Annotated in this window: 11 protein-coding genes; all 11 read right to left on the reverse strand. The window is 44.5% G+C overall.

Going from position 1 to position 15,802, the window contains the following annotated elements; genetic code table 11:
- Positions 1 to 13: 13 nt before the first annotated feature.
- The 11 genes from gcvP to gor all read right to left on the reverse strand — a co-directional run bounded on the left by gcvP (position 14) and on the right by gor (position 15,790).
- Positions 14 to 2,983 carry an aminomethyl-transferring glycine dehydrogenase gene (gcvP, locus tag F6K64_RS10775; protein ID WP_287265407.1) on the reverse strand — a complete coding sequence of 990 codons (2,970 nt, stop codon included), beginning with the start codon at positions 2,981 to 2,983 and terminating at the stop codon, positions 14 to 16.
- Between the two features lie 479 nt (positions 2,984 to 3,462).
- Positions 3,463 to 3,633 (reverse strand): hypothetical protein, encoded by a 171-nt coding sequence (locus tag F6K64_RS10780; protein WP_287265409.1) that lies wholly within the window; start codon positions 3,631 to 3,633, stop codon positions 3,463 to 3,465.
- Between the two features lie 3 nt (positions 3,634 to 3,636).
- Positions 3,637 to 4,044, reverse strand: coding sequence for a glycine cleavage system protein GcvH (gene gcvH, locus F6K64_RS10785; protein WP_287265410.1), 408 nt, complete (start codon positions 4,042 to 4,044; stop codon positions 3,637 to 3,639).
- 330 nt (positions 4,045 to 4,374) lie between these two features.
- Positions 4,375 to 4,578: a hypothetical protein gene (locus F6K64_RS10790; protein ID WP_071107112.1), complete on the reverse strand. Its 204-nt coding sequence runs from the start codon at positions 4,576 to 4,578 to the stop codon at positions 4,375 to 4,377.
- Between the two features lie 451 nt (positions 4,579 to 5,029).
- A complete protein-coding gene (gene infB / locus F6K64_RS10795) occupies positions 5,030 to 8,269 on the reverse strand; it encodes a translation initiation factor IF-2 (protein ID WP_287248486.1) in 3,240 nt (1,079 codons plus the stop codon).
- A 419-nt stretch (positions 8,270 to 8,688) separates the two neighbouring features.
- Complete coding sequence (locus tag F6K64_RS10800; protein WP_044492698.1) at positions 8,689 to 8,964, reverse strand: YlxR family protein; 276 nt, start codon at positions 8,962 to 8,964, stop codon at positions 8,689 to 8,691.
- 506 nt (positions 8,965 to 9,470) lie between these two features.
- Complete coding sequence (gene nusA / locus F6K64_RS10805) at positions 9,471 to 10,757, reverse strand: transcription termination factor NusA (RefSeq protein ID WP_287262948.1); 1,287 nt, start codon at positions 10,755 to 10,757, stop codon at positions 9,471 to 9,473.
- 170 nt (positions 10,758 to 10,927) lie between these two features.
- Complete coding sequence (gene rimP, locus F6K64_RS10810; RefSeq protein WP_008182529.1) at positions 10,928 to 11,389, reverse strand: ribosome maturation factor RimP; 462 nt, start codon at positions 11,387 to 11,389, stop codon at positions 10,928 to 10,930.
- A 405-nt stretch (positions 11,390 to 11,794) separates the two neighbouring features.
- Positions 11,795 to 11,977 carry a hypothetical protein gene (locus F6K64_RS10815; protein ID WP_131827260.1) on the reverse strand — a complete coding sequence of 61 codons (183 nt, stop codon included), beginning with the start codon at positions 11,975 to 11,977 and terminating at the stop codon, positions 11,795 to 11,797.
- A 647-nt stretch (positions 11,978 to 12,624) separates the two neighbouring features.
- Positions 12,625 to 14,139 (reverse strand): hypothetical protein, encoded by a 1,515-nt coding sequence (locus F6K64_RS10820; RefSeq protein ID WP_008182523.1) that lies wholly within the window; start codon positions 14,137 to 14,139, stop codon positions 12,625 to 12,627.
- Between the two features lie 304 nt (positions 14,140 to 14,443).
- Entirely contained in the window at positions 14,444 to 15,790 is a 1,347-nt protein-coding gene (gene gor / locus F6K64_RS10825) for a glutathione-disulfide reductase (RefSeq protein WP_008182520.1), read from the reverse strand.
- Positions 15,791 to 15,802 lie beyond the last annotated feature (12 nt).

Genomic DNA, 15,802 nt, shown 5'->3' on the forward strand with positions numbered 1-15,802 from the left:
CTTGACTCTGGGGTTAGATATATGCCTCCATCCCTTCACAAGAACAAACCAAATTCCTATCCCCAAAGGCATTATCAATGCGCCCTACCACAGGCCAAAACTTGTGTTCCCTTAACCAAGGTGCCGGGTATGCCGCTTCCTCACGGGTATAGGGATGGGACCATTCACTGACCATCAAGGCTTCTGCAGTATGGGGAGCATTCTTCAGCTGATTGTCGGTTTGGTCTACTTGACCCGATTCAATTGCTTCAATTTCCTGGCGGATGGCAATCATGGCATCACAGAAACGGTCGAGTTCCTCCTTCGACTCACTTTCAGTAGGTTCCACCATCATTGTCCCCGCTACAGGCCAGGATACCGTTGGAGCATGGAAACCATAATCCATCAGGCGTTTGGCAATATCATCCACTTCGATGCCCGCAGACTTTTTAAGCGATCGCAAATCCACAATACACTCATGAGCCACTAATCCATTGTTCCCCTTGTACAGAACAGGATAGTAAGGGTCTAACCGCTTAGCCATGTAATTAGCATTAAGAATAGCTACCTTAGTCGCCTCAGTTAACCCCCCACTCCCCATCATGGCAATATACATCCAGGAAATAGGTAGAATGCTGGCACTTCCCCAAGGTGCCGCAGAAATGGCACCAATAGATAAATTTGAAGGTTGAGGCTGTAAGGTTTTGGGCAGGAATGGTACTAAGTGAGGCATCACCCCAATTGGTCCCATACCAGGTCCACCCCCACCGTGGGGAATACAGAAGGTTTTGTGCAGGTTCAAGTGACACACATCTGCCCCAAAGTCCCCCGGACGGCACAGTCCCACTTGGGCATTCATATTCGCCCCATCCATATAAACCTGTCCCCCATGGTTGTGGACAATGGCACAGATCCCTTTAATCTCTTCTTCAAACACACCATGGGTAGAGGGATAAGTCACCATCAGAGCAGCTAGGTTTTGGCTATGGTGCTCGGCCTTATTCCTCAAATCATCTAAATCAATGTTGCCCATCTCATCACAAGCAACAGCCACCACCTTTAAACCAGCCATCACCGCACTGGCGGGATTGGTTCCATGGGCAGAAGTAGGAATTAGACAGATATTGCGATCGCTTTCTCCCCGGTTTTCATGGTACTTACAAATAGTGAGTAATCCTGCATATTCCCCTTGGGAACCAGCATTAGGTTGAAGAGAAATGCCAGCAAAGCCAGTAATTTCTGCTAACCATTCTTCCAGCAGCTGGAATAGAATTTGATATCCCTGAGTTTGGGAGACCGGAGCAAACGGATGAATCTTACCAAATTCCGGCCATGTCACTGGCATCATCTCAGCAGTGGCATTCAGCTTCATGGTACACGAGCCCAGAGGAATCATCGACGTGTTTAGAGCCAAATCCTTACTTTCCAGGCGGTGCAAATAGCGCAGTAACTCCGTTTCTGAGTGATAGCGGTTGAATACTGGGTTGGTTAAGTAGGTACTATGGCGAGCAAACGGTTCATTAAAATCAGCTGCCACCTTACGTGTTACCTCAGCCGCCAACTCTTCCACAGTAAAGAGTAGGGATGCACTGCTTGGTTCCCCTAAACTTGCAAAAATTTCCCACAAGTCTACTAAATCCCTAGCCGTCGTTGTCTCATCCAGGGAAATCCCGATAGTAGTTGAATCAATAATACGTAGATTAATTTGACGTGCTTCAGCTGCTTCGATAATTTCTGACACAGAGCGATCGCTTAATTCTACGCGCAAAGTATCAAAAAACGGTTCTGAGCTAATACTGTAACCTAAGCGTTTAAGTCCCTCCGCTAGGATAACCGTTAATTGATGAATTCTCTCGGCAATACGTTTGATGCCTTGTCGCCCATGATAAACTGCATACATTGAAGCTATCACGGCCAAAAGCACTTGCGCAGTACAAATATTGCTTGTGGCTTTGTCACGACGGATATGTTGTTCACGGGTTTGCAGTGCCAAGCGCAGTGCTGGTTTACCATTAGCATCTTTTGACACACCAACAATACGTCCTGGTACTTGCCGTTTATAAGCTGCACGAGTAGCAAAATAAGCTGCATGAGGTCCCCCATATCCTAGGGGAACACCGAAGCGCTGGGTGCAACCTATAGCAATATCAGCCCCAAATTCTCCAGGGGGTGTAAGCAGGGCAAGGCTTAGAATATCAGCTGCCACAGTTACTAAAGCTTTAGCACCATGAGCCTTATCAATAAATTCCCGATAATCGTATATGGTGCCATCCGTTGCTGGGTACTGAAGCAGAGCTCCAAAAATCTCTTCGTCAAATTCAAAAGTGCGGTGGTCACCAACAATCACCTCAATGCCCAAAGGTCTAGCCCTGGTTTGTACCACTGCGATAGTTTGAGGATGACAGGTTTGGGAAACAAAGAAGTGTTTGGCTTTCGTTTTACACAGACCATAGCTCATGCTCATAGCTTCCGCTGCTGCTGTTCCTTCATCCAGCAAGGAAGCATTAGCAATTTCCAGACCAGTCAAGTCTATAATCATAGTCTGGAAGTTGAGTAGTGCTTCGAGTCGTCCCTGAGCAATCTCTGCTTGGTAAGGGGTGTAAGCCGTGTACCAACCAGGATTTTCCAGAATATTCCGTTGAATTACAGGTGGGGTAATGCAGTCGTAATATCCCATGCCAATGAAAGACCGGAATACTTGATTCTTAGACGCAATTTCTTTTAGCTGAGCTAGGGAAGCATACTCGCTTTGGGCTGGTGGTAACTGCAGGGGTTGATTAAGCCAAATAGCGGCGGGTATGGTTTGCTCAATCAGGCTATCTATAGTGGATATACCCAGGACGTTGAGCATTTGCTCTATTGCATCTGGATTTAGACCTATGTGTCGATTGACAAAAGCATCGGTAGATGGTATTGTTTGTGATGCGGAAAGAATAGGGTCAGATTTCAGCAACGACTGAGTATTTGCTCTATTTTTTTGATCCTGGATATCCAAATTCTGCATAGTAAACTAATTTGTGAATTAAGCAGCGAAGGTGGGGGTCACTTTTGAGGGCTGTGACCCCCTAAGTTGGTAAATCTATAGATACACAAAGCCCGGATGTATAACTAAAGCGATTTAGACCTAAAGCAATTTAGTTCTAAATATACACTATGAAAACCTAGGATACTACAACCTAGAGGTATTGCTAGATTGGTTCTAGATACACAACTTTATACAGCCGGGTTTAGTTATGACAACCCTACTGATCAGATTTTTACCAAAAAATTTGGGTCATTAGCCCCGTCCTTCCAGGACGGCTTTGTGCTAAGATAAAGACATAACAAAAAAATAGTATTCTAGATGAACATGATCTTAAATAAGTAGACAGTGTAAAAAACCTGTTTTGAGATAATCAGGTTGCACAATCAAGTCTAACGATTTGGAAGTCTATGAAAGTCTAAGATCCCTAAGAAAATGTTTATCTTAATATGTTAATTATTTTAGGTACGGTGGGGCACACCGAAACCTAGGTTATAAACCAAATACGCTTGGGTCGAGGCGACCTCTATTTTTCCTGGCTCCGGCCTGGTTAAATAAGTCACCCCATTGTTCGCGCAGCGTGGCCTACGGCCAAGCAAGAATCCCCGTCCTTTCAGGGCGGGGAGTGTCATAGTCTACTCTGCCTCGACTTTGGCACGGTACTCCTCAGGAGAAAGGACACCCTCCAGTGGGTTATCAGGGTCATTCAGCCGCACTTTAATTAACCAACCTTCACCATAGGGGTCTTCGGCAATCTGTTCAGGAGCCTCAATCATCTCCTCATTTCGTTCTACCACCGTACCCGATAGCGGTGAATATAGATCCGAAACTGCCTTGACAGATTCAATGGTACCAAAGTTTTTGTCATTTTCCTTGTTACCCTTCTCAATGGTGTCGTCAATGTCTGGGAGTTCCAGAAGAACTAAGTCACCCAGTTGGTCAATGGCAAAGGCGGTAATACCAATAGTGGCAATTTCGCCATCAAGCCGGACATATTCGTGGCTATCAAGGTATTTGAGGTCATCAGGATATTCAAAGGCCATGTCAACTCCAAAATCAGCAGCAATGCTAATTATCCTTCCTCATTTGTCTTTCGTCCAGCAGCTCTTTGACCACTGACCGTTGACTATTGACAGGGAACCGTAAGAAGTAGTAATGCACTCATGGTTAACTTATACCTACCTAAATCGTTAAAATACCATTACTAAAATATCACCACTAATTGGCAATCTATGGTATTATTCCTTTTATTCCGTCAAAAGGAATAATTTTAACCAAGACTGGCTATTGCTTTGCCTGTTTATGCCACAAATCACTAATAAATTAAAATCAAAATACATGATGTCAGATAGGAGCTGCTCCGATCTGGAAGTTCAGTAGGCAAGCATTTCTAGAGTTTCTCGTAAGTAACGACGTACGCGGCTATCAAGACTATAGTCCTGAAATTGTTCACCCAAGGGATGTTCCATTTGCCAGCGTTGAAATCCTGAACTAGCTGCTATGGCTTGTTTGAGACTGTCCCAAACTTGAGTGTCGTGATCTAATTGTCCGGATTCGGATTTAACGAAGCTTGCCATATGCACCTTACCAAAATTTAATACAGATGAATCTAGTTGGGTAATGCTTAAGTGGTGACATACTCCCACACTTAATCAAAGATTACAGTGTGGGCTTCTTACCAACTCCACCTAACGGTTTGGATACTCGGTAAGCTTTATTAACGACACGGGATGCCCCTCCGCGCCGGAACAATACAATAATCCGGAACAATACAATAAGTTCTATTTTTTAGGCACGTAGGTGGCGGTTAGCTCTTAATTTATTTTACCTACTACATCTAGTATAGACGATATTCAATTGTAATTGTTTCCTTATTCCATGCAATAAGAGCGCAAAATTAATCCCACATCTCAATGCGCATTGAGATGTGGGATTAATTTTGCTAGAAGCTAAATAACCTTTAACCTTCAACCTTAAACAAAACAACCTTCCCAGCAAGGGACCCCTGGGTAAGAACACCCCTCAGCCCTACTTCAGGGAGAGAGTCCGTCGCTTGGTTACCATCTGATAGGTTTCAATGATATCTTTTTCCGTCCAGTCGTTGAATTTATCAACACCCATACCACATTCGTAGCCAGCATTGACTTCCTTGACATCATCCTTAACACGCTTGAGGGAATCCAAAACTCCTTCGTAGATAACTTTGCCACCACGCCGCACTCGTAAACGGCAATTGCGCACGGCTTTGCCTGAGAGTACATAGCAACCCGCCACGGCACCACGACCCACTGGGAAGACAGCTCGAACTTCTACTTCACCCAATGGTTCTTCTACCTCTTCTGGCTCTAACAGACCTTCCATCGCACCTTGAACATCATCCAGGAGTTTGTAGATGATGTTGTATTCCCGCACATCTACCCCTTCCTGTTCAGCTGCTGGTCGAGCACCAGGAGCTAAGGTAGTGTTAAAGCCAACAATAACTGCACCACTAGCAGCCGCTAAGTCCACATCCGTTTCGGTGACTTCCCCAGGGGCAGCCAGTAGAACTCGAATTTGCACTTCACTTTGGGGCAGCTGTTCGAGGGATCCCAGAATAGCTTCCACCGAGCCTTGAACGTCTGCCTTCAAAATCAAGTTGAGTTCTTTGAGTTCACCTTCTTGAGCCTGGGCTGATAATTCAGTGAGGGTAACTCGCCGTGATTTCATGCGAGTTTGCAGGCGAGATTGACGTTGCTGTTGAGCTCTTTCACCAGCAACTGCCCGGGCTTCTTTTTCGCTCTCAAAGACTTCAAACTCATCACCAGCAGCTGGAACATCACTCAAGCCAAGGACTTCCACAGCAAACGAGGGAGTCGCTTGTGCGACTCGCTGTCCTCGGTCATCAAGCATGGCTCTGACCTTACCGAAAACTGAACCAACAACCAGGCTATCACCGATCCGCAAAGTACCGTTTTGCACTAAGAAGGTGGCAACAGGACCTCTGGCTTTATCTAGGTGAGCTTCAATCACCGTACCTTTTGCTGGTCGATCCGGATTAGCAGAGAGTTCTTCTAGCTCTGAGACCAATAGAATCATCTCCAGCAGTGAATCCAAGTTTTCCCTTTGGATAGCACTCACTGGTACCATGATCGTTTCACCACCCCATTCTTCTGGAACCAAGCCCCGTTCTGATAATTCTTGCTTAACCCGATCAGGTTGAGATCCGGCTTTATCAATTTTGTTAATAGCAACTACCATGGGAACTTCAGCAGCTCTAGCATGACTAATGGCTTCAAGGGTCTGAGGTTGCACCCCATCATCAGCGGCTACTACTAGCACAGCGATATCAGTTACTTTTGTTCCCCTTGCCCGCATGGCTGTAAAGGCTTCGTGACCGGGGGTGTCTAGGAAGACAACCTGTTGAATTTTATCCTCATGCTCAACATCTACGTGGTATGCGCCAATATGCTGGGTAATTCCACCGGCTTCTCCTTGAGCCACTTTTGCTTCACGAATGGCATCGAGTAGAGTCGTTTTACCGTGGTCAACATGACCCATAATTGTCACCACAGGTGGACGCCGCTCGAGGTTTTCCAGGTCTTGGACATCCAGCATTTCCACCTTAGTCGCAGCAGAGGCTTCTTCTTCCATCTCGACCTTGACTCCCACTTCCTCAGCTACCATTGTGGCAGTAGGAACATCCAAAGTCTGGGTAACACTCACAGCTATGCCTTTGAAGAAGAGCATTTTAACAATGTCAGTTTCTGCAATAGCCAGTTCATTAGCCAGGTCTCTAATGGTGAGTGAGTCTCTCAAAACAATTTGTTCTGGGCGTTTGGGCTGACTTTTCTGTGTACGACGGCGATCGCGATGATCGGACTTGTTGCTACTACTGGTTTTAGCAGGCTTCTTCTTGTGGCTAACACTCGCAGTATTTGCTTGGCTTTGCTGTTTTTGCAGAGACTTTGGTTTGGGAGGACGAGCCAGAGAAAGACTAACTGAAAATGAACCATCGATTTTGTTATCGATTTGATCTGATCCTGTTTCGAGATCATCTTCATCATCCAGAATCATTTTAGGTCGCCGCTTGAGTTTGGCGGATTTAGCCTTCTGGGCTTTGTCTTCGTCTTCTCCATTTTCTGCCTCCCACTCTTTCTTCTTAGCAGGTCGGGGGACAGATGGTCGCCGGAGCTTGACCTCCTTGAGCAGTTCCTCGGATTCATTGACTAAGGTGTTGGTGTCTTGATCAGAGACATCATCTGTCAGACCCGTTGAGTCAGCATCAATTGCTGAATTTTCTTTCTCAAGACCTGGTTTGCTCCTTTTTGGAGGTCGCTGGAGTTCAGGAACGGGTGGTCTTGGTGAACTAGAACGCTTTGGTGGTGATGTTTCCGAGGGCGTTGACTGTTTATTGATAACAGGGGATTTGTTAGGAGTTGGACTCTTTACTGACTTTGAACCGGAAGAACCCTTTTGGTTTGATTTTATCGGTCGCTCAACCTTAGCAGGCTGAGTTTTTGGTTGTGATACTCTTACAGGGGGTCCAGTTAATTTGGGTTTTTGTGTACTCTCCTGTGAAATGTTCTGGACTGGTTTAGTGGCTAGTTCTGGTTTAGCGGCTGGTTCTGGTTTAGCGGCTAGTTCTGGTTTAGCGGCTAGTTCTGGTTTAGCGGCTGGTTCTGGTTTAGCGGCTGGTTCTGGTTTAGCGGCTAGTTCTGGTTTAGCGGCTAGTTCTGGTTTAGCGGCTAGTTCTGATTTAGCGGCTGGTTCTGGTTTAGCGGCTAGTTCTGGTTTAGCGGCTAGTTCTGATTTAGCGGCTGGTTCTGGTTTAGTATCCTGCTTAATCTTGGTCTCCTGTTCAGTGACCTGCTTAGGTCGATTGAGAGTGCTAGGCTGACGTGGGGGTATAGCAGTCGGCTTGATGGGAGGTTGGGGTGGGATTGCCATTTGATTACTTCTCTGGCTAGAAGTATTGCCAGAACTGCGTTTGTGCTTACGAAGCTCCACAATTTGCTGCTTCCGCTCCCCTTTGGGACGTCGAACTAATTTACCAGAGCTTAACTTAGAACCTTTATTTGCCGATGACTCACCTTCGCTATTGCTTACAGCTGCTAGTTGGTCAGAATATTTTTCGGCTGTCGTGCGAATCCGTTGGGCATCCGATTCTGTAATCGTGCTACTGTGACTTTTAACTGCAATATTGAGTCCTTCACAGATGCTCAAAATTTCCTTGTTGTCCAAATTCAATTCCCGTGATAATTCGTAAATTCTGACTTTGCCGCTGTTCATGCACTATTCCCCTGTCGTACCTACTTGTTGTTAAACCATACTCAACTACTCGAATGACTTTTTACTTGATCAAGCTTTATTGGAAAGCTTAAACGATAAGATAAGCGATGCTCAACAGATAATCAACCATCCATGCTTTTTCGTTGGTGTGTTCACCTCAACGGTAGTTTGATAAGTTTATCTATTATCGCGTGCTTCTTTCCTGTGAAAAAAGCCAAGCAGCATTCAACATTGACGGTTCGGTTAAACCGCCTAATCAGCGCGTATGCCTTTAAAGGTAGCTAGCGTATAATCAAAGTAAATTCACCTCCTTAAGAAACCAGAGCATCAATAGAACTAATGACTTCCTTTCTATCCTAACGATTACTTATGTTCGCCGGACGAACATACATGGAAGCTTTTTCGGCTAGATTCACCCTTTAATTACCTAAATTGGGTTTGGTTGGCATGGTAGCTAAACGCTGCCATAAAGTTTCGTACAGATTTTTTGGCACCGATGCACGCAGTGATCGCCCCAGTCGGTTTTTCTTTTGAGCCGCCGCTAGGCAACTCAGTTGAGGACATAAGTAAGCCGAACGACCCATACCCTGATCTAATTGTACCTTTCGTGACGGATAGACTCGGACAATACGCCAAAACTCCTGTTTTGGTGCTACTTTCCGGCAGCTAAGACAACGTCGATAGTTGGGTTTCATACGGGTTTTCGGTTTGGAAAATCTCAAAAGTCCTCCTTCTTTAAAGGGTACGGTAGATGGAGGCTTGTAGGGCGTTTGCGATTGGGCAAACACCCTGTTTACGTGATTGACTTACCCAAATGAAACCAAAAATCAATGCCAGAGGGCGGTAAAAAGGGTGTGGGCTAACCGGTGGTGTGAAACCGGTGCTGTGAGCAGAAGATGAAAAACTATAGTAGAGATAGTCACACCCTTGAGAGAAGGAGGAATAACACAAGAAGAAAATCACCACACCCACCGGGAGTAAGGGGTAGAATGGGATAGGGGGTAGAGTAACCCAGCAGAAGTGGAAGGATTGAATAAGTCATTGGTTTGGAAGAAAACTGTCAAAGAATTCTTGACCACAGCCGAGACCCTGCACCCCACTACCATTCTAAACCGACAAGCTTAGGGGTATCATTTTATACCATTCCCATTCTCAACCTTGGCCAAACTTTCCTCACCTCAGGGTTAACCCCTAAAATTACTTATTCTTCTTGAGTACTCAAATCAAGCACTGGCTCAGCATCAAGCACATTTTCTGGTGTTTCTACTCCTTCTTGGTAATCTTCCTGTAACTCACTGCTATCGACATCATCTTCTTCTAGGCTCTCCTGTTTAGAAATGTCTGTAGTGTCTTTTTTGTATTCCGCAGCATCTTTAATGTCAATCTTCCAACCCGTAAGGCGGGCAGCAAGGCGAACATTTTGTCCTTCTTTGCCTATAGCTAAACTCAGCTGGTCTTCTGCTACTAAAACATGAGCTTGACGTTCTTCTGGATTGACTAGTAGCACCTGATCAACTTGGGCTGGGCTAAGAGCGTTAGCAATATAGGTAGATGGGTCAGGAGACCAACGAATTACGTCGATTTTCTCACCTCGTAATTCATTCACCACAACTTGAATGCGGGAACCTCTAGCACCAATGCAAGCTCCCACCGGATCAACATCTCGCTCCAGGGTATCTACAGCAATTTTAGTCCTTGGTCCGACATGACGAGAAGGAGGATTAGCTTCCCGTGCTACTGCAACAATCCTTACCACCTCATCGTCTATTTCTGGGACTTCGTTGCTAAACAGATCGACCACTAATCCAGCCGCCGCTCTGGATACCACCAGCTGAGGACCACGGTGAGGGCCTTCCCGGACTTTTTTGAGATAAACCTTAAAGGTGGAGTTAATCCGATAGTTATCATTGGGTAGCTGTTCCCGTTTGGGCAGTTCGGCTTCTACCTCTGGCCGACCAAAACCACTGCTGAGCGCCATAATCACAGACTGCTGCTCAAACCGTAGCGATCGAGATTGCAGAACGGTTCCTTCTAGGTCTTGAAACTCTTCCTTAATCAGCTTACGCTGCTGGTCTCGGAGTTTTTGAGAGAGCACCTGTTTGGTTTGAATCGCTGCCATGCGACCAAACTCTCCTTGGTCTGGAGTCACATCCAAAACCACTGAGTCTCCCAATTGTGCTTCAGAGGCAACTTCCTGGACTTCTTTGAGAGAAATTTGATGGTCACTATTTTGTACCTCTTCGACAATGGTTTTGGTAGACAAAACGCGGAAGCCTTCTTCTTCAATATCAAGATCGACTTCAAAGTTGTCAAAATATTCTTCGTCAAAATGAAATCGTTGGTCTAGCCGTTGAGAACGGCGATAGCGCTCATACCCTTTTAGCAGTGCTTCTCTTAATGCCTGTTGAACTGCAGACCTAGGTAAATTGTGGCTTTGACTAATTTCTTCTATCATTGCCTTAAGTCCAGGCAAACTAACTATTGACATCAGCAAATCTCCGTCTTAAATCTATCCATGGCAATTGTCTTGGGATTTAAAGTAAATCAAGTTCAACTTCAATCCTGAGCCTTGAAGCTTGTACGGGAGAAGCACTTGTAGATCATAGTCAAGCCATTGTCTTTACAAGTACTGCACGCCTACCAACCTTCAAGCAAAATTTAACCCCCATCATCGAGTTTTACTCTGGACACGAGCTGACGGGGAATGGCAAACGCACGACCCTTGAGATTGAGATAAACTCCGCTCTCATCCCGGCGAATTAACTGCCCACGCCACTCTTGCTGCCCCTGATAGGGTTCAAATGTCTGAACAATCACACCAAACCCTTTGAAAGAAATGAATTCTCGGTCTGTGGTTAAGTCCTGTGTGATCCCAGGACTGGAAATTTCCAAAACGTAGGTGTCTAAAATGATTTCCTTAGCATCTAACTGAGCTTCTAAAGCACGACTCATGCGTTCACAGTCATCCAAGCTAGTGTCACGGATGGGGTTGCGGATATAGACACGCAGCACGGGTGGGCGTCTGTTGGTCTGGAAGAGAGCCTCTACAATCTCTAATCCTAAATCTTGAGCCAATGGCGTTGCCAAATCGATTAGTTGTGGAATCAGGGGATGAGTCATGGCACCAATCCAATAAAAAAAGTGGGGTCAACCCACTTCATGGCAAAATCTTTTCCAAGAAGTCTAACCGCCCAAAAGCTTCTGCACATCTAGTTAGCACAAGCCCAATCTCTAGTTACTGGTCTTGAGCTATTGGTCACAAGGTCATGGGCTCGAAGACTCTAAACCCTAGGACAAACCGGAAACTTCCCGCAGAATCATTGATTAGGAGTTACCAGCTTGCCGTTGCTATGTTTGAGTGTGACAGCTCCCACACTGACTCGTTGAGTTCAGTGTAGGCAACAAGCGCCAATCCAGCTATTGCTTTCGGCAAAGCCGACGCTACGCGAAGGTCGCCGCTGGGCTTTAAGAACGGACTGCCCTCTCTTGATGCAAAGCGCGAGTGGGGGAAACCACGCCAGTTGCTCATGGGGGGAACCCCCAAGACCGCACTGGCTCCCCAAGACCGCTTAGGTGCCCTTGACCTAGGCGAATTAAATTCGCCACGGGTCGCACCTCGGCATCGCTGCCGCTCTGTTTTCTTGGTCTTTTTTTTAAAACTGTTGTGCTGACAAACCAGCATTTTTGGCTTTGTTTATCAGTACCCATATTATAGCAATTCCATGCATACCCTGTGCAAAATTAATCCCACACTCATGGCGTAGCATTGAGATGTGGGGCTTCTTTTGCCGGAAGCTAACGCAATTAGCAGCTCAAATGCTTGCCTGATCAAAACTTGAACATGGGGAGTGTTGACGTCTAATCCCTGCTTGGTGTCTGGTGCGTCGGCACTTTCCCACTCCAGAGCCTTAACCTCAGAGCAAGCTGACCCTAGAAGTCAACTTGGTTTTTGTTGACCCATAAGTATTTTAGCTTATGGGCATTATTCGGTCAAACTGTATGATGATCTCTGACTATTTACAATAATTAAAAAAAATGTTTATTTTTTGAATTTCTATATTTTTTGGCTCTACCGAAATTGCTATCTAAAACTTTTAATAAATAATTATTATAATCCTTATGGGGCTGGAGTTTTATTTGTTGAGATAATTTTTTTTATAAAAATACTGCCCAATCATCTTTAATGGTAAATAAGCGCGTTTTTATGCATACTAGGTTCGGTAGAACATATTTTTTTATTTTTAATTATCAATTTAATGGTTTTACTGTCAAGCAAAATAGTTGATATATCCGCATAGAATTTTAAAAAAATAATTAATTATTGGACTAATATTAACTTGATTTTAATACTGTTATTACTGAAATCTTTGACGAATTGCTCTGGTTTCATCTAAGATTTTATCTAAGTCTTCTTCAGATAAGCGCCGGACATAATTTATTTTGAATTCCTCTAACCAAGCTGTGATCAAATACTGAATATCCTGTAATCTATCCTTGGTCTTAATTTCTGCCCCTAAGGCTTCCCTTAAATTTTTCAGTAGGTGTTGCAGGAGTTCGTCGGCAACTGGGTCTTCTTGTATGAGAGTATTAATCCCATCATAGAGTGCCTGAAAAATGTTTTTCACCAATTCCTCTGTTAGTTGCTTCTGGAATTGTCCCAGTCCTGGTACATTCTGAAGTCCCTGATAAAGTGTGGACTGTTTAAGCCCCATGTCCACATAGTGTTTCATGAGAGCCTCTAGATCAGGACGAATTTTGGGTAAGACTTGATCAACCGTCATCTTTACCATGATGGTGGTGAGTTCTGACACTTCATCAATGTCATTAAGGTCAATGTAGGGGCGGACTTCCTGTTGAGACAACCATTTGGTAATTTCACCCCGGCTAATGGAGCCCTGAACTTCGTTAATAACTTGAATGACGACCACTTCTGTCATCTCTTGAGCAATACTGGCAACAAATCCGGAGCGGATTTCTCTGCTAATGGCACTCAGGTCTATTAATTTAGCTTGACCTAAGCGAATGGTAACAGGAATAATTCGTAACCACCGCCATAAGGGTATTAGTAAAAATATGTCATACCAGCGCCACAGCATGGCATCTTGCCACTTGAGTCCAGAATGACGGCGACTGATCAACCAGGTACGAGCCAAAAACTCGGTACTAAATAAAATAAAAAATGGGAAGTCAATCAGTCCGAATAGGTCTATAAATTCGCCATTTTCTCCAATTGGACGGTAATAGTTAGTTTCTATTAAGGGTTTAATCTCGGTGTTAAAAAATACCAAACCTTCCTCTTGACTATGACTTGCTAAGTACTTTTGAGTCCAGAACTGCATAAATGACTCTTTTGCTGAATCCTCAGGATTTGGTATCTGCTTACGCATCTTATTTTTAATCTTTTCCAAGTTTCCGGTTTTATTGGCTACTTGAAAAGGATTGGTGCCAATCATTTCTGAGCTAAGTTCGCGCAGCTCCTTGAGTTTTTTTTCTACTTCTATAGATTCTTCTATAGAAGATAATCCTATCTTGTTAATCTGGTTTTCCAGTTGATCAACTTTGTCCAAATATTTTTTGGTATCTCGGTTGTCTTCAATACCTTTAACTGGGTCGTAGAGCGGAGTGATATCAGGAATGGGAATCGAGACGGGAAAGCCTTTGGATTTGAGCGGACCAATGGTAAAGCTAAATACCTGAATTTTCTGATTTAGCCAGAAATCCCTTAAGGGGATATAGCTGAGGTCAAACAACACCAACAGCAGATTAATCAAGGCGATGATCGCCATTAATCTTTCAAACCAAAGAATGCGGCGAGTTTGAGCTTTATTAGGTATTTTGACGAATTTTTCTAATTTTTGTAAAGATGACATCGGGAAACTTGGGCTTTATACCACTAGATGGTGATGTTTAACTCAGATGCATTGAGTTTCTTGGCGCAGCCATTCCTTCCTGATAATACAGTTCTAGCGGCTTTTTTAGGATTTATTCTGATTCAGTAGTGTTGATCTTGAGAACTTAAAGTATTTAAGCACTTAGTAACAATACCGGGTTTGCAGCATTCGTGAATTGAATTGCTATAAATTTTCAGATTTGATTTGAAAGCGCTATAGTACGAAACTAGGGCGTGTGTTCACACCCTAGTTACAACTGTATTTAAAAAACTTTTTGAGTCCCTTAGCGCATTGTGACAAACTCTTCTGCAGAACTGGGATGAATTCCAACAGTAGCATCAAAGTTAGCTTTGGTAGCTCCGGTTTTCAATGCGATCGCAATTCCTTGAATAATCTCTGCTGCATGGTCTCCTACCATATGAGCACCCAAGACTTTGTCAGTGTTTTGGTCAACCACTAACTTCATCAGGGTTTTTTCATCCCGACCGGGTAGGGTGTAGTACATCGGTCTGAACCGAGAACGATAGACTTTTACCGCATCCCCATATTTATCTCGTGCTTCGGCCTCACTTAGACCAACAGTAGCTGCTTCGGGTGTGGTAAAAATTGCGGTTGGAACATTCTCGTAGCTCATGATCCGGGATTTGCCACCAAATACGGTATCGGCAAAGGCACGACCTTCATTAATCGCAACAGGAGTTAAGTTCATGCGGTTAGTACAATCCCCTACGGCAAAGATATGATCTTCTGTGGTAAGACTGTACTTATCGACTGCGATCGCACCATTTTCAATTGCTACTCCAGTATTCTCTAAACCTAGATTCTGGATATTGGGTATACGACCTGTAGCAGCTAAACTGACAGCATCAGCAATTATACTTGTTTGTGATTCTCCTTGTACCGTTACATTCAGACCAGCTGATGTCTTTTCAATAGCGATGATCCTACTGTTATTTAGCACCCGGATCCCATGCTTCTCCATGGCTTGTTGAATCTCAGAACCGATTTCAGCATCAAATCCCCGTAAAATCTGATCACGACGAATAACCACTGTCACTTCAGAGCCTAAACCATTGAGAATACAGGCAAACTCGACACCAATATAGCCACCCCCAAGAATCACGATCCGCTTCGGTTGTTCCTTGAGGTGGAAAATATCATCAGAGGTAATCGCGTGTTCAATGCCAGGAATATCGGGCTTGACCGGATGTGCTCCCACTGCAATCAAGATTTTGTGTGCAGTTACTTTGCGTCCGCCAATGTCTATGGTGTGGGAATCCGCGAACTTAGCATAACCCTGAAACAGTTCCACTTTGGACTTATCCAACATACGTTGGTAAATGCTATTGAGGCGTTCTGTTTCCTGATTGACTGCTGTGATCATTGTTGTCCAGTCGAGGGTACTGTGTACCTTACTCCAGCCATATCCCTGTGCCTCTTCAAATTGATCAGGAAAATGGGAGGCATAAACCATCAGCTTCTTAGGAATGCAGCCACGATTTACGCAAGTTCCACCTAAACGGTCAAATTCTGCAATGCCTACTTTTGCCCCATATTCTGCGGCTCGTCTAGCTGTAGCAATTCCTCCGGAACCTGCACCAATAACGAATAAATCAAAATCGTAGCTCATGACTCTCCCAAA

This window comes from Moorena sp. SIO3A2, assembly GCF_010672265.1.
Lineage (GTDB): Bacteria > Cyanobacteriota > Cyanobacteriia > Cyanobacteriales > Coleofasciculaceae > Moorena > Moorena producens.

Excerpts from the sequence above, each read along its gene's own strand:
- gcvP (WP_287265407.1), bottom strand. The coding sequence starts at position 2,983 with ATGCAGAATTTGGATATCCAGGATCAAAAAAATAGAGCAAATACTCAG.
- F6K64_RS10780 (WP_287265409.1), bottom strand. The coding sequence starts at position 3,633 with ATGACACTCCCCGCCCTGAAAGGACGGGGATTCTTGCTTGGCCGTAGG.
- gcvH (WP_287265410.1), bottom strand. The coding sequence starts at position 4,044 with ATGGCCTTTGAATATCCTGATGACCTCAAATACCTTGATAGCCACGAA.
- F6K64_RS10790 (WP_071107112.1), bottom strand. The coding sequence starts at position 4,578 with ATGGCAAGCTTCGTTAAATCCGAATCCGGACAATTAGATCACGACACT.
- infB (WP_287248486.1), bottom strand. The coding sequence starts at position 8,269 with ATGAACAGCGGCAAAGTCAGAATTTACGAATTATCACGGGAATTGAAT.
- F6K64_RS10800 (WP_044492698.1), bottom strand. The coding sequence starts at position 8,964 with ATGAAACCCAACTATCGACGTTGTCTTAGCTGCCGGAAAGTAGCACCA.
- nusA (WP_287262948.1), bottom strand. The coding sequence starts at position 10,757 with ATGTCAATAGTTAGTTTGCCTGGACTTAAGGCAATGATAGAAGAAATT.
- rimP (WP_008182529.1), bottom strand. The coding sequence starts at position 11,389 with ATGACTCATCCCCTGATTCCACAACTAATCGATTTGGCAACGCCATTG.
- F6K64_RS10815 (WP_131827260.1), bottom strand. The coding sequence starts at position 11,977 with ATGGGTACTGATAAACAAAGCCAAAAATGCTGGTTTGTCAGCACAACA.
- F6K64_RS10820 (WP_008182523.1), bottom strand. The coding sequence starts at position 14,139 with ATGTCATCTTTACAAAAATTAGAAAAATTCGTCAAAATACCTAATAAA.
- gor (WP_008182520.1), bottom strand. The coding sequence starts at position 15,790 with ATGAGCTACGATTTTGATTTATTCGTTATTGGTGCAGGTTCCGGAGGA.